This is a genomic window from Xylophilus sp. GOD-11R, assembly GCF_033546935.1.
Lineage (GTDB): Bacteria > Pseudomonadota > Gammaproteobacteria > Burkholderiales > Burkholderiaceae_C > Xylophilus.
In genome coordinates, this window is sequence record NZ_CP137854.1 from 648,724 (window position 1) to 673,282 (window position 24,559).

The 24,559-nt window shown below is 68.9% G+C and carries 22 protein-coding genes and 1 tRNA gene; 14 read left to right on the forward strand and 9 right to left on the reverse strand.

The genetic code is table 11. The annotated features are described in order from the left end of the window. The first annotated feature begins 19 nt into the window (after positions 1-19). The 9 genes from selB (at position 20) to R9X41_RS03080 (ending at position 9,810) form a co-directional block, all read left to right on the forward strand. Positions 20-2,026, forward strand: coding sequence for a selenocysteine-specific translation elongation factor (gene selB / locus R9X41_RS03040; protein WP_318633425.1), 2,007 nt, complete (start codon positions 20-22; stop codon positions 2,024-2,026). 46 nt (positions 2,027-2,072) lie between these two features. Beyond that, positions 2,073-2,165: transfer RNA gene (locus R9X41_RS03045), tRNA-Sec, on the forward strand. A gap of 103 nt (positions 2,166-2,268) precedes the next feature. Continuing rightward, on the forward strand, positions 2,269-2,514 hold the full coding sequence (locus R9X41_RS03050; RefSeq protein WP_318633426.1) for a hypothetical protein: 246 nt from the start codon (positions 2,269-2,271) through the stop codon (positions 2,512-2,514). 166 nt (positions 2,515-2,680) lie between these two features. After that, positions 2,681-3,157 carry a type IV pilin protein gene (locus R9X41_RS03055; RefSeq protein WP_318633427.1) on the forward strand — a complete coding sequence of 159 codons (477 nt, stop codon included), beginning with the start codon at positions 2,681-2,683 and terminating at the stop codon, positions 3,155-3,157. Beyond that, positions 3,157-3,798, forward strand: a complete 642-nt coding sequence (locus R9X41_RS03060; RefSeq protein WP_318633428.1) for a GspH/FimT family pseudopilin — start codon at positions 3,157-3,159, stop codon at positions 3,796-3,798. Before R9X41_RS03055 ends, R9X41_RS03060 begins: the two co-directional genes overlap by 1 nt. 87 nt (positions 3,799-3,885) lie before the next feature. Beyond that, complete coding sequence (locus R9X41_RS03065) at positions 3,886-4,296, forward strand: type IV pilus modification PilV family protein (protein ID WP_318633429.1); 411 nt, start codon at positions 3,886-3,888, stop codon at positions 4,294-4,296. Beyond that, positions 4,293-5,456 carry a PilW family protein gene (locus tag R9X41_RS03070; protein WP_318633430.1) on the forward strand — a complete coding sequence of 388 codons (1,164 nt, stop codon included), beginning with the start codon at positions 4,293-4,295 and terminating at the stop codon, positions 5,454-5,456. Before R9X41_RS03065 ends, R9X41_RS03070 begins: the two co-directional genes overlap by 4 nt. After that, positions 5,456-6,082 (forward strand): pilus assembly PilX family protein, encoded by a 627-nt coding sequence (locus tag R9X41_RS03075; protein ID WP_318633431.1) that lies wholly within the window; start codon positions 5,456-5,458, stop codon positions 6,080-6,082. The genes R9X41_RS03070 and R9X41_RS03075 overlap by 1 nt, the downstream gene beginning before the upstream one ends. Next, the gene (locus tag R9X41_RS03080) at positions 6,079-9,810 is read left to right on the forward strand and encodes a pilus assembly protein (protein WP_318633432.1); all 3,732 of its coding nucleotides are present in this window, start codon (positions 6,079-6,081) and stop codon (positions 9,808-9,810) included. Before R9X41_RS03075 ends, R9X41_RS03080 begins: the two co-directional genes overlap by 4 nt. A 78-nt stretch (positions 9,811-9,888) precedes the next feature. Here the strand turns inward: R9X41_RS03080 and R9X41_RS03085 are convergent, their stop codons facing one another. After that, positions 9,889-10,194 (reverse strand): DciA family protein, encoded by a 306-nt coding sequence (locus tag R9X41_RS03085; RefSeq protein WP_318633433.1) that lies wholly within the window; start codon positions 10,192-10,194, stop codon positions 9,889-9,891. A gap of 229 nt (positions 10,195-10,423) precedes the next feature. Between R9X41_RS03085 and secA the strand changes: the two genes are divergently transcribed. From secA to R9X41_RS03105, 4 genes are all read left to right on the forward strand, one after another. Further along, positions 10,424-13,186 carry a preprotein translocase subunit SecA gene (gene secA, locus R9X41_RS03090; protein ID WP_318633434.1) on the forward strand — a complete coding sequence of 921 codons (2,763 nt, stop codon included), beginning with the start codon at positions 10,424-10,426 and terminating at the stop codon, positions 13,184-13,186. Positions 13,187-13,211: 25 nt separating this feature from the next. After that, on the forward strand, positions 13,212-14,441 hold the full coding sequence (gene argJ, locus R9X41_RS03095; RefSeq protein ID WP_318633435.1) for a bifunctional glutamate N-acetyltransferase/amino-acid acetyltransferase ArgJ: 1,230 nt from the start codon (positions 13,212-13,214) through the stop codon (positions 14,439-14,441). A gap of 202 nt (positions 14,442-14,643) precedes the next feature. Further along, positions 14,644-15,516: an ATP-binding protein gene (locus R9X41_RS03100; RefSeq protein WP_318633436.1), complete on the forward strand. Its 873-nt coding sequence runs from the start codon at positions 14,644-14,646 to the stop codon at positions 15,514-15,516. Beyond that, complete coding sequence (locus tag R9X41_RS03105) at positions 15,509-15,934, forward strand: NUDIX domain-containing protein (protein ID WP_318633437.1); 426 nt, start codon at positions 15,509-15,511, stop codon at positions 15,932-15,934. Before R9X41_RS03100 ends, R9X41_RS03105 begins: the two co-directional genes overlap by 8 nt. Before the next feature lie 18 nt (positions 15,935-15,952). Here R9X41_RS03105 and R9X41_RS03110 read toward each other — a convergent pair whose 3' ends face one another. From R9X41_RS03110 to R9X41_RS03145, 8 genes are all read right to left on the reverse strand, one after another. After that, the gene (locus tag R9X41_RS03110; protein ID WP_318633438.1) at positions 15,953-16,312 is read right to left on the reverse strand and encodes a hypothetical protein; all 360 of its coding nucleotides are present in this window, start codon (positions 16,310-16,312) and stop codon (positions 15,953-15,955) included. Positions 16,313-16,348: 36 nt separating this feature from the next. After that, positions 16,349-16,573: a DNA gyrase inhibitor YacG gene (locus R9X41_RS03115; protein ID WP_318633439.1), complete on the reverse strand. Its 225-nt coding sequence runs from the start codon at positions 16,571-16,573 to the stop codon at positions 16,349-16,351. A 28-nt stretch (positions 16,574-16,601) separates the two neighbouring features. Further along, the gene (zapD, locus tag R9X41_RS03120; RefSeq protein WP_318633440.1) at positions 16,602-17,357 is read right to left on the reverse strand and encodes a cell division protein ZapD; all 756 of its coding nucleotides are present in this window, start codon (positions 17,355-17,357) and stop codon (positions 16,602-16,604) included. Positions 17,358-17,365: 8 nt separating this feature from the next. Further along, the gene (gene coaE / locus R9X41_RS03125; RefSeq protein ID WP_318633441.1) at positions 17,366-17,965 is read right to left on the reverse strand and encodes a dephospho-CoA kinase; all 600 of its coding nucleotides are present in this window, start codon (positions 17,963-17,965) and stop codon (positions 17,366-17,368) included. A gap of 20 nt (positions 17,966-17,985) precedes the next feature. Further along, the gene (locus R9X41_RS03130; protein WP_318633442.1) at positions 17,986-18,870 is read right to left on the reverse strand and encodes a prepilin peptidase; all 885 of its coding nucleotides are present in this window, start codon (positions 18,868-18,870) and stop codon (positions 17,986-17,988) included. An 11-nt stretch (positions 18,871-18,881) separates the two neighbouring features. Beyond that, positions 18,882-20,099: a type II secretion system F family protein gene (locus tag R9X41_RS03135; protein WP_318633443.1), complete on the reverse strand. Its 1,218-nt coding sequence runs from the start codon at positions 20,097-20,099 to the stop codon at positions 18,882-18,884. 45 nt (positions 20,100-20,144) lie between these two features. After that, entirely contained in the window at positions 20,145-21,884 is a 1,740-nt protein-coding gene (pilB, locus tag R9X41_RS03140) for a type IV-A pilus assembly ATPase PilB (RefSeq protein WP_318633444.1), read from the reverse strand. A 171-nt stretch (positions 21,885-22,055) separates the two neighbouring features. Beyond that, complete coding sequence (locus R9X41_RS03145) at positions 22,056-23,489, reverse strand: MmgE/PrpD family protein (RefSeq protein WP_318633445.1); 1,434 nt, start codon at positions 23,487-23,489, stop codon at positions 22,056-22,058. A 153-nt stretch (positions 23,490-23,642) separates the two neighbouring features. Here R9X41_RS03145 and R9X41_RS03150 point away from each other — a divergent pair, with 153 nt between their 5' ends. Then, the gene (locus tag R9X41_RS03150) at positions 23,643-24,548 is read left to right on the forward strand and encodes a LysR family transcriptional regulator (RefSeq protein WP_318633446.1); all 906 of its coding nucleotides are present in this window, start codon (positions 23,643-23,645) and stop codon (positions 24,546-24,548) included. Positions 24,549-24,559 lie beyond the last annotated feature (11 nt).

A 24,559-nucleotide genomic window follows, 5' to 3' on the forward strand; every position in this document is an offset into this window, starting at 1 on the left:
TCGCGGGGGACGCTGCCTCGTGATCTTCGGCACCGCCGGCCACATCGACCACGGCAAGACCACGCTGGTGCGCGCCCTGACCGGCGTCGACACCGACCGCCTGCAGGAAGAAAAGGCGCGCGGCATCTCGATCGAACTCGGCTATGCCTATGCCGACGTGCCGCACGACGATGCAGCGGCCGGGCAGGGCGTCGGCGTGCTCGGCATCATCGACGTGCCCGGCCACGAGAAGTTCGTCCACACCATGGCCGCCGGCGCTTCGGGCATCGACCATGTGCTGCTGGTGGTCGCGGCCGACGACGGCGTGATGCCGCAGACACGCGAGCACCTGGCCATCGTCGAGCTGTTCGGCATCGCCCACGGCACGGTGGTGCTGACCAAGACCGACCGCGCCGACGCCGCACGCATCGCGGCCGTGCGCTCCGACATCGAGGCGCTGCTGGCCGCCTCGCCGCTGCGGGGCGCACCGGTGTTCGAGACGGCGATCACCACCACGTCCGACATCGGCGTGCAGGCTCTGCGCGACCACCTCTTCGCCCGGGTGCGGCAGTGGCGGCGCCAGCGCGAACACGGGCTGTTCCGTCTCGCCGTCGACCGCGTCTTCACGCTCGCCGGCCACGGCACGGTGGTCACCGGCACCGTCTTCGGCGGCCGCGTGGCGGTGGGCGACAGCGTGACGCATTCGGCCACCGGCCGCAGCCTGCGGGTGCGCGGCCTGCACGCGCAGAACCACGCCGCGACCGAGGGCGTGGCCGGCGAGCGGGTGGCGCTCAACCTGGTCGGGCTCGACAGGCAGGAAGCGTCGCGCGGCGACTGGATCGCCGATGCCCGTGTGCTGCAAGCCACCCGCCGCATCGACGTGCGCGCGCGCCTGCTGGCCGATGCACCGCCGCTGGCCGCCTGGACGCCGGTGCACCTGCACCTGGGCGCCGCCCACCGGCAGGCGCGGGTAGTGCCGCTGCAGGGCGATGTGCTCGCGCCCGGCGCCGAGGCGCTGCTGCAGCTGGTGCTGGACGCACCGGTCTTCGTGGTGCCGGGCGACCGGCTGATCCTGCGCAACGCCCAGGGCGACCGCACGATAGGCGGCGGCGCGGTGCTCGACCCGCAGGCGCCCGAGCGTCGCCGGCGCAGCGCGGCGCGCATGGCCTGGCTGTCCGCGCTGGAGCATCTGGTCGACCGGGGCGATGCGGGGCCGCTGCTGGCCCTGGCGCCCGCCGGGCTCAGCCGCAGCGGGCTGGCGCGGCTCACCGGTCGCTGGCCGGCGACCGACTGGGCGGGGCCGGATACCCCGGTATTCGCGCTGGGCGCGGAACACGCCGACCTGCTGTGGCTCGCGCCGGCCGCGTGGGCCGAGGTGCGCCGGCGCATCGTCGACGCACTCGATCGCCACCACGCCACAGCGCCCGACGACCCCGGCCTCAACGAAGCCCGGCTGCGGCGCATCGCCTTCGCCGCCCAGTCCAGCGATGCGCAGCTGCCGGCGCAGGCCTGGCATGCGTGGATCGAACGCCTGCTCGCCGAAGACGTTGCGCCGTCGGACCGCGCCCTGGAGCGCAGCGGCCCCTGGCTGCACCGCCCCGGCCACCGGCCGGCGCTGAGCGACAAGGAGCAGGCACTCGCCGCCCGACTGCTGCCGCTGATGGAGGAGGGCGGCGCCGATCCGCCCTGGGTGCGCGACCTGGCCCGGGCCAGCGGCGCCGGCGAGTCGGCGGTGCGCGAACTGCTGCGCAAGCAGGCGCGCGCCGGCGTGCTCTACCAGGTGGTGAAGGACCTGTTCTATCCCGCCACGCGCATCGCCGAGCTGGCGGCGGTGGTGGCCGGGCTTGCCGCGCGGTCGGAGATCGAGAGCCGACCGTTCGCCGTGGAGGTCGGCGCCTTCCGCGACGCGGTAGGCCTTGGCCGCAAGCGCGCGATCCAGATCCTCGAATTCTTCGATCGCGTCGGCTACACCCGCCGGGTGGGCGAAACGCGCTGGATACGTCCCGGCCTGCGGTGGACCGAGCAAGGGCCGGTCGGCGAGGGTTGAAACCGGCCACCTAGAATCGTTTTTTCGCGCTTCATCGAAGCGCCGTGGAAGGCAAACGCACCCGGTGGTGCGCCCGGGCTTCAAACCCGGTAGGGGACGCCAGCCGTTTCCTGGTCGGTTCGACTCCGGCTGCCCTCCGCCCGCGACCGTGTCAGCCAATGGCGCAAAGCACATTCCGAAGCGGCACAAGCGATGCGCGCGCGCCTAGACTGACCGCTCGTGCCGCTCTCCCGGGATTCGCCATGACATCCACTCCCCGCCTCGTCTGCACCGCCTTCGCCCTCGTGCTGCTCGCCGCCTGCGGTGACCGCGGCGGCACCCCGCCCGCCCCGGCCAGCGCACCGGCGGCTTCTTCGCCGGCGCCATCGTCGGGCGACCATCCCAGCCAGCCGTCGCCGGGGCAGAACAGCAATCCCACGACGCAGGCACCGGCGCCCGGCTCGGGCGAGGGCGCCTCGGCCGCCACCGACCCGTCGCAGAAGAAATAGTGCACAAATCCGCGCTGCCGACCCGGGTTTACGTGGTGTCTGGCGCGGGTACTTTGTAGAAATATTGAATGTCGGCAGACATTCCTTTTCATGCAGGCTACCCAGTGAAAAGAAACCCACGAACGCAGGCAGCAGACTGACGCCCACGTTGGCCAAGGTACCTTCCATGTTCCGCTTTTCACCCTGTCGCGCCATCCGCCTCCGCCCGGCTGCGAAGGGCTTCACCCTGATCGAGCTGATGATCACGGTGGCGATCATCGGCATCCTCAGCGCCATCGCCCTGCCGGCCTACACCGACTATGTGCGGCGCGGCCGCATTCCCGAGGCCACCGCCAACCTGGCAGCCACCCAGGTGCGCATGGAGCAATGGTTCCAGGACACCCGCTCCTACCAGCCGGCCACGCCCAGCGGCACCACCTGCGGCGTGGCGCCGCCGTCTGCCGGCAAGTTCTTCAGCTTCACCTGCGTGGCCAGCAGCACCACCGCCTACGTACTCACCGCCACCGGCACCGGCGCCATGGCGCCGTTCACCTTCACCATCGACCAGGACGGCGCCAAGACCAGCACCGTCACCGGACTGGCCGGCTGGTCGGCCGCCACGCCCAACAACTGCTGGGTCACCAGCAAGGGCGGAGCCTGCTGATGGGCGCCGGCCGTCTCCGCGGTCGGCACGGTTCACGCACCGGGCAGTCCGCCGTCACCCTGATCGAGTTGCTGGTGAGCATCTCCATCCTCGCCGGCCTGCTGGCCATGGCCCTGCCGGCTTTCTCGGAATGGATCCGCAACAACCAGATCCGCGTGGCCGCCGAGAGCCTGCGCGAAGGCCTGCAACTGGCCCGCTCCGAGGCCGTCAAGCGCAATGCCCGGGTGCGGCTGCAGCTGGTCGACAAGCTCGACAACAGCTGCGCGCTGTCGAGTTCCGGCCCGTACTGGATCGTCAACGTCGGCGCCTCGGTCACCCCGGCGGGCGCCTGCGCCACGGCGGTGAGCGCTACGGTGTCGCCCTTCGTGGTGCAGGCATCGCCGGTCACTGCCGCGACCACCAAGGTCAGCATCGCCAGCAACCAGCCGGTGGTCACCTTCGACGCGGCGGGGCGCCAGGCGGCCACGGTCACGCCGGCCACGTCCATCGGCAAGATGACGATCGCGGTGACCTCGCCCAACGGTGCCTGCGCGCAGTCGGGCGGCAATATGCGCTGTCTCAACGTGCTGGTCAGCACTGCCGGGCAGATCCGCCTGTGCGACCCGGCGCAGTCCGGCTCCACCGACCCCACCCGCTGCTGAGGCCCGGCCATGAACATCCCACGCCCCGATCGCGCCCGCTTAAGGACACGTGTCCACGGCCCCGTGCGAGCCCAGCGCGGCTTCTCTTTGATTGAGTCCATCTGTGCCCTGCTGATCTTCGCCACCGGTGTGCTGGGCATCGCCCGGCTGCAGTCGGTGGCGGTGCAGCAGACCAGCACGGCGGCCTTCCGCACCACCGCCGCGATGCTGGCCAAGAACCTGGTGGCGACCATGTGGCTGAGCGACCGGACGCCCGGTGTGCTGGCTGCCAACTTCGCTGATACCCCGCCCGGCAGTGGCTACACCGCGTGGCTTTCGACCGTCACTGCGTCCAGCCTGCCGGGCGTGGCGGCCATGCCGCCCAAGGTGGAACTGGTGCCAATCCCGGGCGGTGGCACCACGCCGGTGGCGAGCGTGCAGGCCACGGTGACCATCTGGTGGAAGACACCGGGCGAAACCGCCATTCACAAGTACGTCGAGACGGCGCAGATCAAATGAGCCGCTCCCATCCGTCACCCCGCACCCAGCGAGGCTTCAGCCTGCTGGAGCTGATGATCGCCGTCGTCATCGGCATGTTCAGCGTGGTGGTGATCTTGCAGGTGCTGTCGGGCACGGCGACCAGCCGGCGCATTGCAGTGGGCGGCGGCGATGCGCAACTCAACGGCGTGGCGGCGATACGCGCCCTGCAGCTCGACCTGGAGCAGGCCGGGCTGGGCTTGCAGTCCTTCAACATCTCCGGCTGCAGCCTGGCCTACACCGCCGGCGACGGCGCATCGGTCACGCTGGCGGCCCTGGCGCCGGTGGTCATCAATGCGGCGCAGGTCCCCGCCGGCGACACCAACACCGACACGCTCATCGTCATCGCCGGCAACTCCGGCAGCCCGTCCGAGGGCGACGTGCTCACCGCCGCCACCAACACCATCGCCTACGTGGTGACCACGCCGGACTCGTTCGCCACCGGCAACCGCGTCGTCGCGGCGCCGGCCACGCGCGGCGCCACCTGCGCGCTGAGCCTGGCGCGGGTCACCGGCCTGTCGGGCTTCACCCTGGCGATCACCGGCGGCGTGTCGGGCCTGGCCAGCGGTTCCATCGCCTACAACCTCGGCAGCACGCCCACGATTCGCGCCTATGCGGTGCGCAACGGCGACCTCACCGTCTGCGACTACCTGACCTACGACTGCGGCCGCGCCAGCTACGCCTCGCCGGTGAGCGAAGCGGTGTGGGTGCCGGTGGCCGGCAACATCGCCTCGATGCGGGCGCAGTACGCGCGCGACACCTCGGGCATCGCCGGCGCCACATCTACGATGGACGGGGTGGTCGACACCTTCGACCAGCTCACGCCCGGCGTCGCGTCCGACTCGGCCACGATTCCCGTCTACTGCAAGTGGGCGCGCATCGTCGGTGTGCAGATCGCGGTGGTCGCGCGCAGCCAGCAGTACGACCAGACGCTGGCCTACACCGGCTATCCCACGCTCACCACCACCAAGACCGTCCTTCAGCCACCCACCTGGGCCGGCTCGGCCAGCGCGCCGATCACGCTGACCGGCACCAACTGGGACCGCTACCGCTACACCGTCATGCAGACACGCATTCCGCTGCGCAATGCCATCTGGCAGGGTGCGCAGCCCACCTACCAGGGCGGGAGCGGCGGATGCTGATGCGCCATCGTCAACACGGCTTCTCGATGATCGTGGCGCTGGTCGCGCTCGTCGTCATGGCGCTGGCGGCGGTGAGCCTCATGCGCACCGTCTCCACCGCCACGCTGGTGAGCGGCAACCTGGCCTTCGAGCAGGCCGCGGTCACCGCCGCCGACATCGGCGTGGAGGCGGCCGTGGTCTGGCTCGAGAACAACTCCGGCCTGGCGAGCTCCGGCTCGGCCACCGCCTGCTCGGCGTCGGTCGGCGCCACGGTGCTCGCCTGCAACCAGCTCGCGCGCGGCTACATCGCCACCCGCACCGACCCCGGCGCCAGCCAGAGCTGGGGTGGGCTCTGGGATTCGCTGGTCAGCGGCGGCGCCACCCCGATCACGCTCACCGACACGAAAACCGACAACACCGCGGCCTACCTGATCCAGCGCATGTGTACCAGCGTGGGCGACGCCAGCTCGGCCATCGGCTGTTCATCGGCGCCTTCGTCGGCCTACTGCGGCAGCAGCAAGGCCACCGACAGCAACGCCGGCGCCGGCAACATCTCCTGCAGCAGTCCCACCTACTACCGCATCACCGTCAAGGTGACCGGGCCCCGCAACACGACCGGCTACATCCAGGCCATGGTGGCGCTATGAAAACCAGCATTCCGTTCCTGCGCCGTATCGCCATGGCCTTCGCCGCCGTCATTGTGCTGGCGGCCGGCAGGCCGGCATCGGCGGCGGTCAGCGACCTGGCCACCTCGCCGCTGGAGACTTCGGTGGCCACCCAGGTCAAGCCCAACATCTTCTTCGTGCTCGACGACTCCGGGAGCATGGACTTTAACTACCTGCCGGACTGGGCCAACGACTACGGCGGCACCAACGCCTTCATCTTCTTCAACAGCCGCTTCAACGGCCAGTACTACGACCCGGCGGTCACCTACACCCCGCCGCTGCGCTACGACGGCACCAGCTATCCCGCCATGACCTCGGCCAACACGCTGCTCTGGCTGGCGGTGCCGCTCGACGGCTTCGGTGTGCAGTCCTCGCTGACCAACGCACTCACCTCGCTGTCCTACTACTACACCTTCATTCCCGGCGAGTACTGCAGCGGCACCAACCTGCGAACCTGCGTGGCGCAGACCGCGCCCAGCACCGCCTACCCGTACCCGGCCTACCTGCGCTGGTGCTCCACCTCCGCGCTCACCAACTGCCAGGCCAGCCGCATCGAAACCGCGCCGTCGGGCGGCAGCACCTATACCTTTCCGCGCTTTCCCGGACGTGGCTCGGGCGTGCCCGGCAGTCAGGTGCTGACGACGATCAGCGTGCTGCAGAACAGCTACCCCTATCCCGGCACCTCGGCCAAGGCGTCCACCCGCACCGACTGCGCCGGCACCACCTGCACCTATGCCGAGGAAATGACCAATTTCGCCAACTGGCGCGCCTACTACCAGACCCGCATGCAGGCCACCAAGACGGCCATCTCCCAGGCCTTCGCCACGCTCAACGCCGACTACCGGCTGGGCTTCATGACCATCAACAACAACACCGGCAGCGACTTCCTGAACGTGGCCGACAACGCCACCGGCTCCGGCGGCCAGAAACAGGCCTGGTACGCCAAGCTCTTTCGCGCTATTCCCAGCGGCTCCACGCCGCTCAAGCGCTCGCTGGTCAACGCCGGTCGCTACTACGCCGGCAAGTTGAGCACCATCAACGGTCAGAGCGCGACCGACCCCATCCAGTACGCCTGCCAGCGCAACTACACCATGCTGTCGACCGACGGCTATTGGAACGAAACCACCACGCCGGCGCAGGTCAACGGCAGCACGGCGGTCGGCAACCAGGACGGCAGCGAGCAGCGCCCCTACCTCGACGGCAACAACACCGCCAACACCCTGGCCGACGTGGCCGAGTACTACTACGTCACCGACCTGCGCTCCACCGCCCTGGGCAACGCCACCAACGCCACCGGCGTCAACGTGGCGAGCAACGCCTACTCCAACGGCCAGCAGCGCATGAACACCTACACCATCGGCCTGGGCGCGTCGGGCTACCTGCAGTACCAGAGCGGCTACGCCACCGCTGGCAGCGGCGACTACTTCGACATCGCCGCCGGCACCACCACCAGCAGCGCCACGCTGGCCGCGGGTGTGTGCAGCTGGCAGAGTTCGGGCGCCTGCAACTGGCCGGTGCCGGTCAACAACAGCCAGACCACCATCGACGACCTCTGGCACGCCGCCGTCAACGGCCGGGGCACCTACTACAGCGCCAGCAATTCCACCGAGCTCAAGAGCGGGCTCACCAGCTTCCTCAACGCCGTCGACGCCACGGCCGGCGCCTCGGCCTCGGCCACGCTCTCCACCGCCAACCTCACCAGCAGCGGCAACAACTACGTCTTCGCTACCCGCTTCTGCTCGGCCAAATGGTTTGGTGACCTGATCCGCTACAGCGTGGACGGCACCACCGGCACCGTCAGCGACACCGCGAGCTGGTCGCAGTCGGGCGCCGGCGGTGATTGCGCCGACGCCACCGGCGCGCTCACCACCACGCCGCTGCTCGACAACCTCGCCTCCACCGCACGCAACATCTACACCTACGACCCCAGCGTCAGCGCTGCCTTGCTGCCGTTCCAGTGGGCTTCGCTCTCCACCACGACCAAGGCGTACTTCCAGGTCGCCGCCATCTCCGACCTGTCGCAGATCTGCAGCTCCGGCACCGGCTGCCTGCCCGCCGCCGCCCAGGTCAACAGCGCCGTGGCGGGCACCACCACCGGCATCGGCGGCATCAACCTGGTGAACTACCTGCGTGGCGACCGCAGCAACGAAGGCACCACCGCGAGCAGCTACTACTTCCCGCGCACCCATGTGCTGGGCGACATCGCCAACTCGCAGCCCACCTACGTGCAGACGCCGCCCAACAGCTATGCCGACACCGGCTATGCCGCCTTCAAGGCCGGCCAGGCCGGCCGCCAGGGCATGGTCTACGTCGGCGCCAACGACGGCATGCTCCACGCCTTCAATGCCGACACCGGCGCCGAAAGCTGGGCCTACATTCCCTCGGCCCTGCTGCCCTCGCTCTACAAGCTGGCCGACAAGAACTACGCCGCGGCCCACCGCTTCTACGTCGACGGCGCCGTCGTGCAGGCCGACATCTACACCAGCGGCGCCTGGCGCACCATCCTCGTCGGCGGCCTGGGCGGAGGAGGGCGCAGCTTCTACGCGCTCGACGTCACCGTGCCCTCGGCGCCCACGATGCTCTGGGAATTCACCTCCGACACCACCAAGAGCTCGCCCTACATCGTCGACCAGGACCTCGGCTACTCCTACGGCCGCCCGGTCGTCACCAAGCTCTCCGACGGCACCTGGGTGGTGTTGGTCACCTCGGGCTACAACAACGTGTCGCCGGGCACCGGGCGCGGCTACCTGTGGGTGCTCAACGCCCGCACCGGCGCGGTCATCCGCAAGCTCGACACGGGCGTCGGCACCACCACCGGCGGCGGCACGGTCACCGGCTGCGCGGTGGCGCCGTGCCCGAGCGGGCTGGCGCGCATCTCGGCCTGGGTCGACACCGCGCAGAACAACACCGCCACCCAGGTCTACGGCGGCGACCTCTTCGGCAACCTCTGGCGCTTCGACATCAGCGCGCTCACCGGCAGCGGCGGCACCGCCACCGTGCAGCTGATGGCCAGCCTCACCGACGCATCCGGCAACCGGCAGCCGATCACCTCGCGGCCCGAGCTCGGCCTGAGCAGCTCGGCCCACATCGTCTACGTGGGCACCGGCGCCTACCTGGGCGTGTCGGACATCGGCACCACCCAGGTCCAGACCATGTACGCCATCAAGGACCCGCTCACCAGCACCGGCGGCAGCTTCTACGGCAACCCGCGCGCCAACACCTGTCCGGGCACGGTCGCCTCCACCGCCTGCTTCGTGCGCCAGAACCTGGCCGTGGCGGCCGACGGCAGCCGCACCGTGGCCAGTTCGGTCAACTACGCCTGGAATCTGGGCACGGCCAACGGCTGGTACATCGACATGCCCTACGCCGGCGAGCGCATGGACACCGACCCCACACTGCAGCTCGGCACGCTGGTCTGGGTGTCCAACCTGCCGAGCACCAGCGGCGCCTGCAGCGTGGGCGGCTCGAGCTACATCAACTACGTCGACTACGCCACCGGGCTGGCGGTGAGCGGCGCGACCAATATCGGCGCGGTCATCTCGTCGAGCGCGCTCTCCAGCGGCGTCGCGCTGGGCGCATCGGCCAACGGCACGCTGGTGGCGTTTCTGCGCAGCTCGGACGGCAGCGGCAACACGGTGAGCGTGCCGAAGAAGGGGTCGGCGACCGGGACGCGTCGCATCTCGTGGCGCCGGTTGACCGACAGCCAATGACGTATCGGGCCTCCCGGCTTCTCACTCGCTTCGCTGCGTGTTGTTCGTCACTTCCGCAAGGGAAGGAGAGCCGCGCACTCAACCGGTCCGCAGCACCTTCACCCGGATCGTCTGCACATCGCGGCCCCGGCTGCGCAGGTGGGCGGCGAGCGCGGGCAGCAACTGGCGCAGCTTGGCGGCAACGGCGTTGTTGTCCACCAGCAGGCACCAGTCGGCGTCCTGCACCGGCCCGGGCCGGATGCGCGCGCGCAGCATCGGGGGAATCAGCGATTCGCAGAGCTTGAGCCGGTCGCCGGACTCCCGCGCCAGCCCGGTCAGGCGCGCCAGGCCCGGCGATTCGCCAGCGGCTTGCTGCAGGGAAACGGCGTAGTGGCGTCGATGCATGGAGGCAGGCGTGAGGAAGGCACTAGGTGGAGTGGACACTTGCAGGCTCGGCCTGCCATCCCCATTATCCGCAGTCGCCTGTCGCACGGGCCCGGCACGGCTAGAATTTGCCGTTTGACCGGACCGTGCCGATGAGCCCGCGCCCTGATTGGGGCAGTTTTTCCGGATACCCCTTCACTTTGAGGATGGATGAGCCAGTCGCCTTCGCGCGACGGACCGCTCCACACGCATGGCCACCAACTTTCTGACCAAAATCTTCGGCAGCCGCAACGACCGGCTGCTCAAAGGCTTCCGAAGCACGGTCGCGCGCATCAACGCGATGGAACCGGCGCTCGAAAAGCTCGACGACGCCGCCCTGCGCGCGAAGACCGACGAGTTCCGTGCCCGGCTCGAAAAGGGCGAAACCCTCGACGCCCTGCTGCCCGAGGCCTTCGCCGTGGTGCGCGAAGCCTCCAAGCGCGTCATGAAGATGCGGCACTTCGACGTGCAGCTCATCGGCGGCATGGCCCTGCACCAGGGCAAGATCGCCGAAATGCGCACCGGCGAAGGCAAGACGCTCACCGGCACGCTGCCCGTCTACCTCAATGCACTCTCGGGCAAGGGCGTGCACGTGGTCACGGTCAACGACTACCTGGCCCAGCGCGACGCCGAATGGATGGGGCGGCTCTACAACTTCCTGGGCATGTCGGTCGGCATCAACCTGCCGGGCCTGCCGCGCGAAGACAAGCAGATGGCCTACGGCGCCGCCATCACCTACGGCACCAACAACGAATACGGCTTCGACTACCTGCGCGACAACATGGTCTACGAGTCCGGCGACCGCGTGCAGCGCGGGCTGAACTTCGCCATCGTCGACGAGGTCGATTCCATCCTGATCGACGAGGCCCGCACGCCGCTCATCATCAGCGGCCAAGCCGAGGACCACACCGCCACCTACGTCGCCATGAACAAGGTCTGGCCCCTGCTGGTGCAGCAGATCGGCGAGGCCGACCCGCGCACCGGCGAAGGCGTGGAGAAACCCGGCGACTTCACCATCGACGAGAAGAGCCGCCAGGTCTTCCTGACCGAGCAGGGCCACGAGAGCGCCGAGCGCATCTTGGTCGCGCAGGGCCTGCTGCCCGAGGGCGCCTCGCTCTACGACCCGGCCAACATCTCGCTGATGCACCACCTGTACGCCGCGCTGCGGGCCAACAGCCTGTACCACCGCGACCAGCACTACGTGGTGCAGAACGGCGAGATCGTCATCGTCGACGAATTCACCGGCCGCCTCATGGCCGGCCGCCGCTGGAGCGAAGGCCTGCACCAGGCCGTCGAGGCCAAGGAAGGCGTGGAGATCCAGGCCGAGAACCAGACACTCGCCTCGATCACCTTTCAGAACTACTTCCGCCTCTACGGCAAGCTCGCCGGCATGACCGGCACCGCCGACACCGAGGCCTATGAGTTCCAGGAAATCTACGGCCTGGAAACCGTGCTGATCCCGCCGAACCGGCCGAGCAAGCGAGACGACCAGCTCGACCGCGTCTACAAGACCACCCGCGAGAAGTACGAGGCCGCGATCCTCGACATCCGCGAGTGCTACGAGCGCGGCCAGCCGGTGCTCGTGGGCACCACCTCCATCGAGAACTCCGAAATCATCTCCCAGCTGCTGCAGCGCGAGAACCTGCCGCACCAGGTGCTCAACGCCAAGCAGCACGCCCGCGAGGCCGACATCGTGGCGCAGGCCGGCCGGCCCAAGATGATCACCATCGCCACCAACATGGCCGGTCGTGGCACCGACATCGTGCTGGGCGGATCGCTCGAGAAGATGCTCGCGGCCATCGAGGCCGACGACACGCTCGACGAGGCCACGAAGGAGCAGCGCATCGCCCAGACCCGCGAGCAGTGGAAGAAGGACCACGACCTCGTGTCGGCCCAGGGCGGCCTGCGCATCATCGCCACCGAGCGCCACGAGTCGCGCCGCATCGACAACCAGTTGCGCGGCCGCTCCGGCCGCCAGGGCGATCCGGGCTCTTCGCGCTTCTATCTCAGCCTCGACGACGCGCTCATGCGCATCTTCGCGGGCGACCGGGTGCGCAGCATCATGGAACGTCTGAAGATGCCCGACGGCGAAGCCATCGAGGCCGGCATCGTCACCCGCAGCATCGCCAGCGCCCAGCGCAAGGTGGAGGCGCGCAACTTCGACATGCGCAAGCAGCTGCTGGAGTACGACGACGTCTCCAACGACCAGCGCAAGGTCATCTACACCCAGCGCAACGAGATCCTCGACGCGACCGACCTCGGCCCGCAGATCGACGGCCTGCGCGAAAGCACCTTCACCGACCTCACCCGCCAGTACGTGCCGGCCGAATCGGTCGAGGAGCAGTGGGACATCGCCGGCCTGCAAAAGGTGCTCGAAGACGACTGGAAGCTGACGCTGCCGCTCAAGACCATGGTCGAGTCGGCCAGCGCGATCAGCGACGAGGACGTGCTGGAGAAGGTGGTTTCCGCCGCCGATGAGGCCTTCCAGGCCAAGGTCGCCCAGGTCGGCGGCGCCCAGTTCACCCAGTTCGAACGCGTGGTGCTGCTGCAGAGCATGGACTCGGCCTGGCGCGAACACCTGGCCTCGCTCGACTACCTGCGCCAGGGCATCCATCTGCGCGGCTATGCGCAGAAGCAGCCCAAGCAGGAATACAAGCGCGAAGCCTTCGAACTCTTCGGCCAGATGCTCGACGGCGTCAAGACCGAAGTCACCAAGGTGCTGATGACGGTGCAGGTGCAGTCGCAGGAGCAGCTCGGCGACGCCGCCGACGCCATGGAAAGCCGCGCCGAGCACATCGGCAACCTGACCTACCAGGCGCCTACCGAAACCGGTGGCGTCGAGACCACCGCCGACCCGATGTCGGCCGCCGCACCGGTCGGCCAGCTGCCCGAAGGCGTGCGTGTCGGCCGCAACGATCCCTGCCCCTGCGGCAGCGGCAAGAAATTCAAGAACTGCCACGGCCAGCTCAGCTGAGCCGGCGCCACCCGGAGAGAAACCGATGCCCGTGAATCTTTCGGCGCCCGACGCGGCGTCGCTGCTCCCCATCGCCGGCGTGCGCATCGGCGTGGCCGAAGCCGGCGTGCGCAAGGCCAACCGCAAGGACCTCACCGTCTTCCTGCTCGACGAAGGCGCGCACGTCGCCGGCGTCTTCACCCAGAACCGCTTCTGCGCCGCCCCCGTGCAGGTCTGCCGCGAGCACCTGGCGGGCTGCCATGCGGTGCGCGCCCTGGTGATCAACACCGGCAACGCCAACGCCGGCACCGGTGCCGACGGTCTGGCCCGCGCCCGCGCCACCTGCGACGCGCTGTCGCGACAGCTCGCGCTGCCCGCGCACGCGGTGCTGCCGTTCTCCACCGGCGTCATCATGGAACCGCTGCCGGTCGACCGCATCGAGGCCGGCCTGCCCGCTGCCATCGCCGACGCCAGGCCCGACCACTGGGCACGCGCGGCCGAAGGCATCATGACCACCGACACCGTGCCCAAGGCCTTCAGCGCCCAGGCGCAGGTCGGCGGCAAGACGGTTTCCATCACCGGCATCAGCAAGGGCGCCGGCATGATCCGGCCGAACATGGCGACCATGCTCGGCTTTCTGGCCACCGATGCGGCCGTGGCGCCGGCGGTGTTGAAGCAACTGGCTGCGCAGCTGGCCGAAGGCTCGTTCAACCGGGTCACCATCGACGGCGACACCTCCACCAACGACTCCTTCGTCGTGATCGCCACCGGCCGTGCCGGCAATGCGGCGGTCGACTCGCTCGACAGCGCCGACGGCCAGGCGCTCTACCAGGCGCTGCTCGGTGTGTCGCGGCTGCTGGCCCAGGCCATCGTGCGTGACGGCGAGGGGGCGACCAAGTTCATCACCGTGGCGGTGGAGGGCGGCCGCGACGCCGCCGAATGCCGCCAGGTGGCCTACGCCATCGCGCATTCGCCGCTGGTCAAGACCGCCTTCTACGCCAGCGACCCGAACCTGGGTCGCATCCTGGCGGCGGTCGGTTATGCCGGCATCGCCGACCTGGACCAGGGCGGCATCGAGCTGCACTTGGACGACGTGCATGTGGCCACGCTGGGCGGACGCCATCCGCTCTACCGCGAGGAAGACGGCCAGCGCGTGATGAAGCAGAGCGAAATCACGGTGCGCGTGGGGCTGGGTCGGGGCGCTGCCAGCGACACGGTGTGGACCTGCGATTTCAGCCATGACTACGTCAGCATCAATGCTGATTACCGCAGTTGATCGAGCTCACCCCCGGGCTGCGCACTTCGTGTCTTCGCCTACCCCCTTGCAGGGGCAACGCTGGCGCACCGGAAGGCTTTGGCTAAAACCCCAGGCTACGCACTTCGTGTCTTCGCCTACCCCTTCCAGGGGCAACGCTGGCGAACCGGCAAAGCCGGTCCGCTGCGTTCTCTGAAATACATTATTTCCTGACACCCTGCCCATGAACGACAGCTTTGAACGTCTCGTTGCCCGCGCGGAGGCGGTGCTGGGGCGGCTGGAGGCGATCCTGCCGCAGCCGCTGTCGGCGCCGGACTGGGATGGCGCCATCGCCTGGCGCTATCGGCGGCGGGCCAACGGGGCGGGGCGGCTGGAGGCGGTGCGGCATGTGTCGGGCATGGCGCTGTCGGAGCTGCGGGAGATCGAGCCGCAAAAGGAAAAGATCGAGCGCAACACGCGGCAGTTCGTCGAAGGGCGCTCGGCCAACAACGTGCTGCTGACCGGGGCGCGGGGTACGGGCAAGTCCTCGCTGATCAAGGCCTGCTTGAAGACCTTCGCGCCGCAGGGGCTGCGGCTGATCGAGGTCGACAAGTCCGATCTGGCCGACCTGCCCGACATCGTCGAGATGGTGGCGGAGCGTCCCGAGAAGTTCATCGTGTTCTGCGACGACCTCAGCTTCGAGGACGGCGAGTCGGGCTACAAGGCGCTGAAGTCGGCGCTCGACGGCTCGGTGGCGGCATCCACGCCCAATGTGCTGATCTATGCCACCAGCAACCGGCGCCACCTGCTGCCGGAGTACATGGCTGAGAACCTCACCTACTCGCACACGCCCGATGGCGAGATCCATCCGGGCGAGGTGATCGAGGAGAAGATCTCGCTGTCCGAACGTTTCGGGCTGTGGGTGAGCTTCTACCCCTTCACCCAGGACGAATACCTCACCATCTGCGGCCAATGGCTGTCTTCCTTCGGGCAGACGCCCGAGCAGATCGCCGCCGCCCGGGCCGACGCGCTGGTATGGGCGCTGGAGCGCGGCTCGCGCAGCGGCCGGGTGGCCTACCAGTTCGCCCGCGACCGGGCCGGCCGCAGCGATGACTGAGGCGCGCCGACATACCGAAGTCGCGGTTGGCATCCTGCTGCGTGGGGAGCACGACATGCTGCTCACCAGCCGGCCCGTGGGCAAGCCCTACGCGGGCTATTGGGAGTTTCCGGGCGGCAAGCTCGAAGCCGGCGAAAGCGTGGAGCAGGCCCTGCGACGCGAGCTCGAGGAAGAGCTCGGCATCGTCATCGGCCCGGCCGAAGTCTGGAAGGTGACCGAGCACGACTATCCGCATGCCCTGGTGCGCCTGCACTGGTGCCGCGTGCGCGAATGGACCGGTGATTTCGAAATGCGCGAAGGCCAGAAGATGCAGTGGCAGACCCTGCCGCTGACGGTGACGCCGGTGCTGCCCGGTGCCTTTCCGGTGCTGGCCTGGATGGCCGAGGAGCAGGGCTTCGACGGGCCCACGCACCGCTAGCGAAAGCCGTCGATCGCCTCAACGTAGCAGGCGCAAGGCCAGTGCCGCCAGCAAGCCGAACGCCGCCCAGTGGGCGACCGTGCAAAGGCCGCTTTTTTCGTGTTCGTCGTGGGTCAGGAACATATGGCCCAGGGCCCGCGCCACGCCGTGGACGCCGCTCGCCAGGCCGTAGACCACCGGCAGTACCAGACAGACCGCGAGCAGCCCCGGGCTGCCGGAAAATCCGATGAAAGAGTCTGGCCACAACAGTCGTCTGGCGAACACGCCGTAGAGGACGACCAGCGAAACATTGAAGAAGATGGGCGCGAGCACCGCTGCAATCAGCCGCTCGGACCAGTCGGTGCGGGTTTCGGCCCGAAATCTCCCGGGCCTCGTCATCGACCCGCTCGAACGGCCAAAGCCGCGCACGATGGATCAGTTGGCGCTGTGACGCGGATCGCCATAGATCTCGTCTTCCGGCGGCGCCTCGGTCGGCACCCGGAAGCTCTCGCTGGCCCAGGCGCCCAGGTCGACGCCGCGGCAGCGGGCGCTGCAGAACGGGCGGTAGGGGTTGTCGGTGGCATAGACGCTGTCGCCGCCGCATCCGGGGCAGCGCACGATGCGTCGGGAGATGGGGGAGTTGTCAGCAGGGCTCGTCATGAGCCCGCGATTCTGCCGCCGTCGGCGCTCAGGCGCAAAGCGAGAGCTCGAAACCCGTATCTTCGCCAGCGGGTTGAAGCTTGCCGTCACCTTCCTGCTTCATCAGCCGCACCGACACCATCAGCCGATTGCCGCTGATCTCGGGGATCAGGCCCGAGGACGGGTCCATGCGCAGGCGCAGCAACTGGAAGCTTCGGCCTTGTGGCAGGGTCTGCTGGAAGCTGCCGGCCTGGCTCATCACCTTTTGCGGCACACCGGAGTCGCGCAGCATCTTCAGCAGCAGGTAGATCGATTCAGCCAGCGGCGCCAGGGTGGAAGCCCAGGCCGAGACGTCGTCGCGGCGCACCACGGCGCCCTGGTGCTGCCAGGCGTAATAGGCGGGCAGGTCGAAGCCGCAGGTGCCGCCGGGAATGCCGGTGCGGCTGCGGATCGCCATGAGGAAGTCGTTCTCGGTGAGCGGCTGGCCGGCACGGCCCACCAGCTGCGACAGCGAATCCAGGCAACGGTCGACCTGGGCGATCACGCCTTCGAGCACGCTCTCGGCAATGGCCGGATTGCCCCGGAAGCTGTCGAGCTGCTGCTTCTGTTTTTCGAGATCCTTCATCACGTCCGCCTTGAGGTCGGCGCGGGCCGCGACGTCCATGATCTCGAAAATGGAAACCAGGGCGAAGTGGTGGTCGAGGGCGTGATCGCGGGGGACCAGCTCGCCCAGCCGGCGGAAGAGTTGTTCGAGCCTCAGGTAGGTCCGGATGCGCTCGTTGAAGGGATATTCGTACAAAATCACGGCGGCCATCATAGTCCCATGCTGCGGGCGATCGAGGCCGCGGCAACATCGAGTTGCTCAATGCCGATGCCCTCGTTGAGGATCACGAAATCGGCTGCCGCGCGGCGTTCGACGCGCGTTGCCTGCGAGGCGACGATGCGGCGCACGGTGGCTTCGTCGAGCGTGCTGCGCGCCATCACCCGGGCGACCTGGGTGTCGGCCTCGCAGTCGACCACCGCCACCCGGTCGAAACGCCCGGCCCGATCGCCGGATTCCACCAGCAGCGGCACGTCGAAGACCGCCAGCCGCGCGCCCTGGGCTCGCGCTGCGTCGGCAGCGGCGCGGGTCGCCTCGCGCACCAGTGGATGCACGATGGCTTCGAGCCGCTGGCGCGCACCGGGATCCTGAAAGACCAGCGCACGCATGCGTTCGCGGTCCATGGCGCCTTCTGCGGTGATGAAGTCGGTGCCGAAGGTGCCGGCGATGGCGGAAATGGCCGAGCCGCCTGCCGCGGTGGTGGCGCGCGACAGCGCGTCGGCGTCGATCACCACCGCGCCGCGCGCCGCGAGCATCACGGCGACGGTGCTCTTGCCGCTGCCGATGCCGCCGGTGAGGCCCAGCGTGCGCATCGGATGGGGAGCGACCGCCGTCAAAGCCCCGCCGCCCGCAGCAAGGCCGGCGGGCTGGCCACCATGCCGATCAGGCCGGCCAGTCCGAGGAACGGGCCGAAGGGCACGTAGCCGCCCGGGCGCAGGCCGCTGCGCAGCTTCATCGCCAGGCCGACGATGGCGCCGGTGATCGAGGCGATGAGGATCAGCGGAATGAGGGCCTGCCAGCCGAACCAGGCGCCGAGTGCGGCGAAGAGCTTGAAGTCGCCGAAACCCATGCCTTCCTTGCCGGTCAGCAGCTTGAATCCCCAGTACACCAGCCAGAGCGACATATAGCCGCCGACGGCGCCCCAGACGGCGTCGGTCAGCGGCAGCTCGGTCCATTGCAGTGCCGAGAAGACCAGTCCGGCCCAGAGCAGGGGCAGGGTGATGCTATCGGGCAGCAGTGTGGTGTCCCAGTCGATCATGGCCAGCGCGACGACCGCGGCCGAGAAGCCGCACCAGCCGATGGCCGTCCAGCTCGCACCCCAACGCCACGCGCAGTAACCGAAGAGCAGGCCGGTGGCGGCCTCGACCAGCGGGTAGCGCACGCTGATGCCGCCTTGGCAGGCCGAGCAGCGGCCGCGCAGGGCCAGCCAGCTCAGCACCGGCAGGTTCTCGTACCAGCGCACCTGGTGGCCACAGTGCGGACAGCGCGAGCGCGGCACGACGAGGTTGAAAGTGTCGGCCTCCGGCTCGACCGTGTAGCTGGACGGCTGGGCCGCCGCGCCTTGGGCGTCGGCCTGCGCCACGGCGATCTCGGCGGCCCACTGCCGCTCCATCATGATCGGCAGCCGGTAGATCACCACGTTGAGAAAACTGCCCACCAGCAGGCCGAGCACCACGGCCGCGACGACGACGAACTCCGCCGGCAGGCCCGCCAACATTTCCGCCATCGTCAGACGACCTGCCCGAGCTTGAAGATCGGAAGGTACATGGCGACCACGATGCCGCCGATGAGTGTGCCCAGGAACACGATGATGATCGGCTCCAGCAGGCTGGACAGTCCGGCGACCATCTCGTCGACTTCAGCCTCGTACACGTCGGCGGCCTTGCCGAGCATGTGGTCGAGCGCGCCGGATTCCTCCCCGATGGCGCACATCTGCAGCACCATGTTCGGGAACACGTTGGCATTGCTCATCGCCGCCGTCAGGCTGGTGCCGGTGGCGACCTGCTGCTGGATCTTCTCGGTGGCGATGAGGTACTTGGAATTGCCCGAGGCACCACCCACCGAGTCGAGCGCCTCGACCAGCGGCACGCCGGCGGCGAACATGGTCGACAGGGTGCGGGTCCAGCGGGCGACGCACGACTTGTCGATCAGCGGGCCGAACACCGGTACCTTGAGGATGAAGCGGTCCACGGCCAGCTGGAATTTCTCGCTGCGCTTGAAGGCCTGCCGCAGAAAATAGAAGCCGCCGAGGATGAAGCCGAGCATCAGCCACCAGTAGTCGACGAAGAACTCGCTCATGGCGATGACCATCAGCGTGGGCGCCGGCAGGTCGGCGCCGAAGGACGAGAACACCTGCTTGAAGGCCGGCACCACGAAGATCATGATCACCGCGACCACCACGGCGGCCACCACCACCACCGAAATCGGGTACATGAGCGCCGACTTGATCTTGCTCTTGATCGCCTCGGTCTTCTCCATGTAGGTGGCCAGCCGGTCGAGCAGCGACTCCAGGATACCGGCCGCCTCGCCGGCTTCCACCAGGTTGGCGTAGAGGCTGTTGAAGTACATCGGATGCTTGCGGAACGCACCCGACAGCGAGGTGCCGGTCTCCACGTCCTGCCGGATGTCGTTGAGCAGCTTGGCGACGCTGGGGTTGGCATTGCCACGCCCCACGATGTCGAAGGACTGCAGCAGCGGCACGCCGGCCTTCATCATGGTGGCGAGCTGGCGGGTGAAGACGGCGATGTCCTTGGGCTTGATCTTGCGGCCGGACTTCATGCGGCGCTTCTTGATCTTCAGCGGCACCACGCCCTGGCGGCGCAGGGTGGCGGTGACCTGGTTCTCGCCGCTGGCGCGCAGTTCTCCGCGCACCGGCTTGCCCTGGCGGTCCCGGCCTTCCCATTCGAAGACGAAATCCTTGATGCCCCGCGATGCGGCTGTTGCCATGGTGCTCAGCTCCCGATCGGGCGGCGCGCAGGCGCCTGCCGGTTACTACTCATTGGTGACGGCCAGCACTTCCTCGAGCGAGGTCATGCCCATGCGCACCTTGTGCAGGCCGGACTCGCGCAGCGAACGCACGCCGTCGGCGCGCGCCTGGGCGGCGATGTCGAGGGCGCTGCCGTCGCGCAGGATGATCTCCTGCATCGCCTCGTTGACCGGCATCACCTGGTAGATGCCGACGCGTCCCTTGTAGCCGCCGTTGCAGGCCGAGCAACCTACCGGGCGGTATGGTTTCCAGCTGCCGTCGAGCTGTTCTTCGGTGTAGCCGGCGTCGAGCAGGGCCGAGCGCGGCACCTCGTGCTCTTCCTTGCAGACCGGGCAGAGCCGCCGCGCCAGGCGCTGGGCGGTGATCAGGAGCACGCTGGAGGCGATGTTGAAGGGCGCGATGCCCATGTTGCGCATGCGCGTGAGCGTGGTCGGCGCATCGTTGGTGTGCAGCGTCGACAGCACCAGGTGGCCGGTCTGGGCGGCCTTGATGGAGATGTCGGCGGTTTCCAGGTCGCGGATTTCGCCGACCATGATGATGTCCGGATCCTGGCGCAGGAACGACTTGAGCGCGACTGCGAAGGTGAGGCCCGCGCGGTCGTTGACGTTGACCTGGTTGACGCCCGGCAGGTTGATTTCGGACGGGTCTTCGGCCGTGGCGATGTTCACGCCCGGCTTGTTGAGCATGTTCAGGCAGGTGTAGAGCGACACCGTCTTGCCGGAGCCGGTCGGCCCGGTGACCAGGATCATGCCGTAGGGCCGGCCGATGGCGTGCAGCAGCCGCTCCTTTTCCTCGGGCTCGTAGCCCAGGGCTTCGATGCCGAGCTTGGCGCTGCTCGGGTCGAGGATACGGATCACGATCTTCTCGCCGAAGAGCGTGGGCAGCGTGCTGACCCGGAAGTCGATGACCCGGTCGGCGCCGACCTTGAGCTTCATGCGGCCGTCCTGCGGCACCCGCTTTTCGGAGATGTCGAGCCGCGAGATCACCTTGATGCGCGAGGCGAGCTTCTCCTTGATCGCGATCGGCGGCGAGGCGATCTCGCGCAGCTCGCCGTCGACGCGGAAGCGCACCCGGTAGGTGTGTTCGTAGGGCTCGAAATGCAGGTCGGAGGCGCGCATGTTGAACGCGTCGATCAGCATCTTGTGCAGGAACTTGACGACCGGGGCGTCCTCGACCTCGGCCATGTTGCCGGAGTCGCCGGCATTGGGGTCGAGCGCCTCGGGCTCCTCGTCGAACTCGAAGTCGCCGCCGCCCACCATGGAGTCGAGCTGTTCGGCCGCCGAGGTGGTGGTGAGGTCGAGCAGGCGCGAGAGCTTGTCGTATTCGGCGATCACCCAGTCGATGCCGAGCTGGGTCGAGAACTTGATCTTTTCGGCCGCTTCCTGGTCGGACGGGTCGGCGGTGGCGACGATGAGCCGGTTGCTGCGCTTGCTGAGCACCACCACCCGGTAGCTCTGGCAGATCTTGATGTCGAGCAGGTCCTTGGGCAGGCGCATCGGATCGATGGCCGACAGGTCGAGCAGCGGGGCGCCGAAGGCGGCAGACACCGCGTGCGCCAGGTTGGCCGGCGACACCGCGCCGGAGCCGGTGAGTTCGGCGATGAAGCTGGTGCGCGCCGCGCGTGACTTGCGGACCAGGTCCTCGGCCGATTTCTGGCTCAGCAACCCGGCGGCGACCAGTGTCCGACCCAGGCCGGGAAGCGCGATCGGGGCGCTGTCTTTGCTGAGGGCGTCAATCGCGGCCATGGTCGCAGGAAGCAGATGGTTACGGCAAAAAATGCATCCTACCATCGCTCCCCGCGCAGGAAGCCGCTGGCGCGGGCATATCCACGAGCGGTGTGGCGGCGCGTGTGGCGAGCGATCACCAACCGGCGGTCGCGGGCGGCGCGTCGAGCACCGGCGCGACCTGGGCGCCGGTCAGTTCGCCAGTGCTTCGGCGGTCGGTGCCGCCGCGGCCGCCTTCGGGGCCGACTGCCCGGCGGCCGGCAGCAGGCTCGTCGCCCGGGGCCAGTCGGCGAGGCCCCAGGCGCGCGCCACCACGGCGTCCATCTCGGACGGGCTCGCGCCGCCCGCGTAGGCGGCCAGCCGGCGTGCCTTGTCCTCGATCTCGGCGCGGTCGAGGGTGTTGCCCGGGTCGCCCTTGGGTTCGTCGACCCGGCCGTGCAATGTACGGCCGTCGGTGGTGCGCACCTCGACCTTGCCGATCCAGCGGCGCGGGTAGGCGCCATCGACCTCGGCGTCGAGCTCCATCCGCACCTTCTGCCGCAGGGCGGCGACACGCGGTTCCTGGAAGTGCGCGTCGAATTCGCCCAGCCCGGCGCTGCCGAAGACCGAGATCAGCCCCAGCACCGTGCCCATCGAGAACTTGCTCTGGTGCACCGTGCGCGGGTCGGTCACCGGGCCGAGCACGTCGATCGCGCCCTGATGCACGCGGCAGATCACCTCGGCGATGTCGTCCGGGCGCAGGCCGTGGGCGCGCACCACCTGCGCCAGCGCATCTGCGGCCGGATGCGTGTGGCGGCAGGAGGCGTGGAACTTGAATGACGTTTCCGGCAGCGCCCAGCGGCTGCCGAGCCCGTCGACCAGCCGCGCCGGATCGGCGTCGCTCGACATGCCCGCGCCCATGCCTTGCGGCCCTTCGAGGATGCGGCGGGCGCCGGTGAAGCCGTCCCGGGCCAGATAGGCGGCCATCAGCCCGTCGCCGGCGGCCTTGGCGGTGTGCAGCTGCTTGGAGTCGGCCGCGTCGCGCAGGAATTCCCACAGGCCAGCGGCCTGGGTGCCGGCCGAGCCGAAGGCGTGCAGCATGCGGTCCGCGTCCAGGCCGAGCAGCCGGCCGACGGTGGCGGCCGCGGCCACCGTGCCGGCGGTGCCGGTGGTGTGGAAGATGCGGTAATGCGAGCGGCCGAGGAATTCGCCGACGCGGATGCCCACCTCGTAGCCGGCGACCGCCGCCACCAGCAGCTCGCGCCCGGAAGCGCCGATGGCCTGGGCCACCGCCAGCGCCGGCGGAAACACCACGGCCGCCGGGTGAAAGACCGATCCGTTGTGCACATCGTCCTGTTCGGCGACATGGGAGGCAGCGGCGTTCACCATTGCCGCGAACCACGGCGTGCTGCGGCCGCGCGAAATCAGCACCTCGCTGGCGCCGTCGGCCGGGCCCATGGTGCGGGCGAACGTGGCGATGGTCTCCACCGGCCGCGAGCCCTTGCCGGCCAATACGGAGCCCACCCAGTCCAGGAACAGGTCTTCGGCGCGGCGCAACACCGGCGCGGGAATCTGGTCGAAACGCAGTTGGGCGGCGAAGGCGGCGAGGCTGCGGCTCGGATGGGCGTCGGCGGTGGTGGTGGTCAAGATGTCGGTCTCCTCGTTCGTATGGAAGTCGCGTCCGCCGGGGGCGGTCGCCCGTCGCAGCATGGACTGGACGGCCGCGGCCCGCCATGCGGATTTGCCGAAGGGGGCGTTCTGTCGCGCGGGTCGCCTCTCGCTCGACTCACAATCGGCCGCATGCATTTCGACCTCTTCGACCTGCGGCTTTTCGTCTTCGTGGCGGAAGAATCCAACCTGCGCCGGGGCGCCGAACGGGCCTGTCTGTCGCTCGGCGCGGCCAGCGCGCGCATCAAGGCGCTGGAGGAGAACGTCGGCAGCCCGCTGTTCTATCGCAAGCCGCAGGGCGTGGAGCTCACGCCGGCTGGCGACGCGCTGCTGCACCACGCGCGCCTGGTGCAGCAGCAGGTCGAGCACCTCAAGACCGACCTGCGCGAGTACGCCAGCGGCAGCAAGGGCCATGTGCGCATCCTGGCCAACACCACCTCCATCAGCGGCGCCTTGCCGGCGGCGCTGGCGAGTTTCCTGGCGAGCCAGCCCGACGTGCACATCGACCTGCGCGAAAAGCTGAGCCAGGAGATCGTGATCGCCATCCACGAAGCCCACGCGGACATCGGCATCGTCGCCGGCAATATCGAGACGCGGGGCCTGGAAGTGCACGACTTCGTCGGCGACGAGCTCGTGGTGGTGGTGCCCGAGGGGCATGCGCTGGCCGGGTGCGAGCGGGTGTCGTTCGCGCAGACGCTCGACGACCACCATGTCTCGCTGGCCGCCGGCAGCGCGCTCGCCGGTTTTCTGCCACCGCTGGCGCGGGCCATCGGCCGCCGGCTGGAGTTTCGGTTGCAGGTGGCGAGCTTCGAATCGATCTGCCTGCTGGTGGCCGCCGGCGTGGGTATCGGCATCATTCCGCGCTCGTCGGCGCTGCGCCATGCGCGCAGCATGCCGGTGCGCATCGTGCCGCTGAGCGATCGGTGGGCGTTGCGCGAGACCCGCATCGTGCATCGGGCGGATGCGCCGCTGACCCGGCTGGCGATGGACCTGGTGCGCCATCTGGCGGCCTACCGGCACGCGGACCGGGCGCCGTAGCAGGCGAGCGG

Bases quoted from the DNA above. Each gene is read 5' to 3' on its own strand.
- argJ (WP_318633435.1), top strand. From the start codon at position 13,212: ATGCCCGTGAATCTTTCGGCGCCCGACGCGGCGTCGCTGCTCCCCATC.
- R9X41_RS03085 (WP_318633433.1), bottom strand. From the start codon at position 10,194: ATGCATCGACGCCACTACGCCGTTTCCCTGCAGCAAGCCGCTGGCGAA.
- R9X41_RS03080 (WP_318633432.1), top strand. From the start codon at position 6,079: ATGAAAACCAGCATTCCGTTCCTGCGCCGTATCGCCATGGCCTTCGCC.
- R9X41_RS03070 (WP_318633430.1), top strand. From the start codon at position 4,293: ATGAGCCGCTCCCATCCGTCACCCCGCACCCAGCGAGGCTTCAGCCTG.
- R9X41_RS03110 (WP_318633438.1), bottom strand. From the start codon at position 16,312: ATGACGAGGCCCGGGAGATTTCGGGCCGAAACCCGCACCGACTGGTCC.
- coaE (WP_318633441.1), bottom strand. From the start codon at position 17,965: ATGCGCACGCTGGGCCTCACCGGCGGCATCGGCAGCGGCAAGAGCACC.
- R9X41_RS03150 (WP_318633446.1), top strand. From the start codon at position 23,643: ATGCATTTCGACCTCTTCGACCTGCGGCTTTTCGTCTTCGTGGCGGAA.
- R9X41_RS03075 (WP_318633431.1), top strand. From the start codon at position 5,456: ATGCGCCATCGTCAACACGGCTTCTCGATGATCGTGGCGCTGGTCGCG.
- R9X41_RS03130 (WP_318633442.1), bottom strand. From the start codon at position 18,870: ATGTTGGCGGGCCTGCCGGCGGAGTTCGTCGTCGTCGCGGCCGTGGTG.
- R9X41_RS03100 (WP_318633436.1), top strand. From the start codon at position 14,644: ATGAACGACAGCTTTGAACGTCTCGTTGCCCGCGCGGAGGCGGTGCTG.
- R9X41_RS03115 (WP_318633439.1), bottom strand. From the start codon at position 16,573: ATGACGAGCCCTGCTGACAACTCCCCCATCTCCCGACGCATCGTGCGC.
- R9X41_RS03055 (WP_318633427.1), top strand. From the start codon at position 2,681: ATGTTCCGCTTTTCACCCTGTCGCGCCATCCGCCTCCGCCCGGCTGCG.
- secA (WP_318633434.1), top strand. From the start codon at position 10,424: ATGGCCACCAACTTTCTGACCAAAATCTTCGGCAGCCGCAACGACCGG.
- R9X41_RS03105 (WP_318633437.1), top strand. From the start codon at position 15,509: ATGACTGAGGCGCGCCGACATACCGAAGTCGCGGTTGGCATCCTGCTG.
- R9X41_RS03060 (WP_318633428.1), top strand. From the start codon at position 3,157: ATGGGCGCCGGCCGTCTCCGCGGTCGGCACGGTTCACGCACCGGGCAG.
- R9X41_RS03050 (WP_318633426.1), top strand. From the start codon at position 2,269: ATGACATCCACTCCCCGCCTCGTCTGCACCGCCTTCGCCCTCGTGCTG.
- R9X41_RS03135 (WP_318633443.1), bottom strand. From the start codon at position 20,099: ATGGCAACAGCCGCATCGCGGGGCATCAAGGATTTCGTCTTCGAATGG.
- pilB (WP_318633444.1), bottom strand. From the start codon at position 21,884: ATGGCCGCGATTGACGCCCTCAGCAAAGACAGCGCCCCGATCGCGCTT.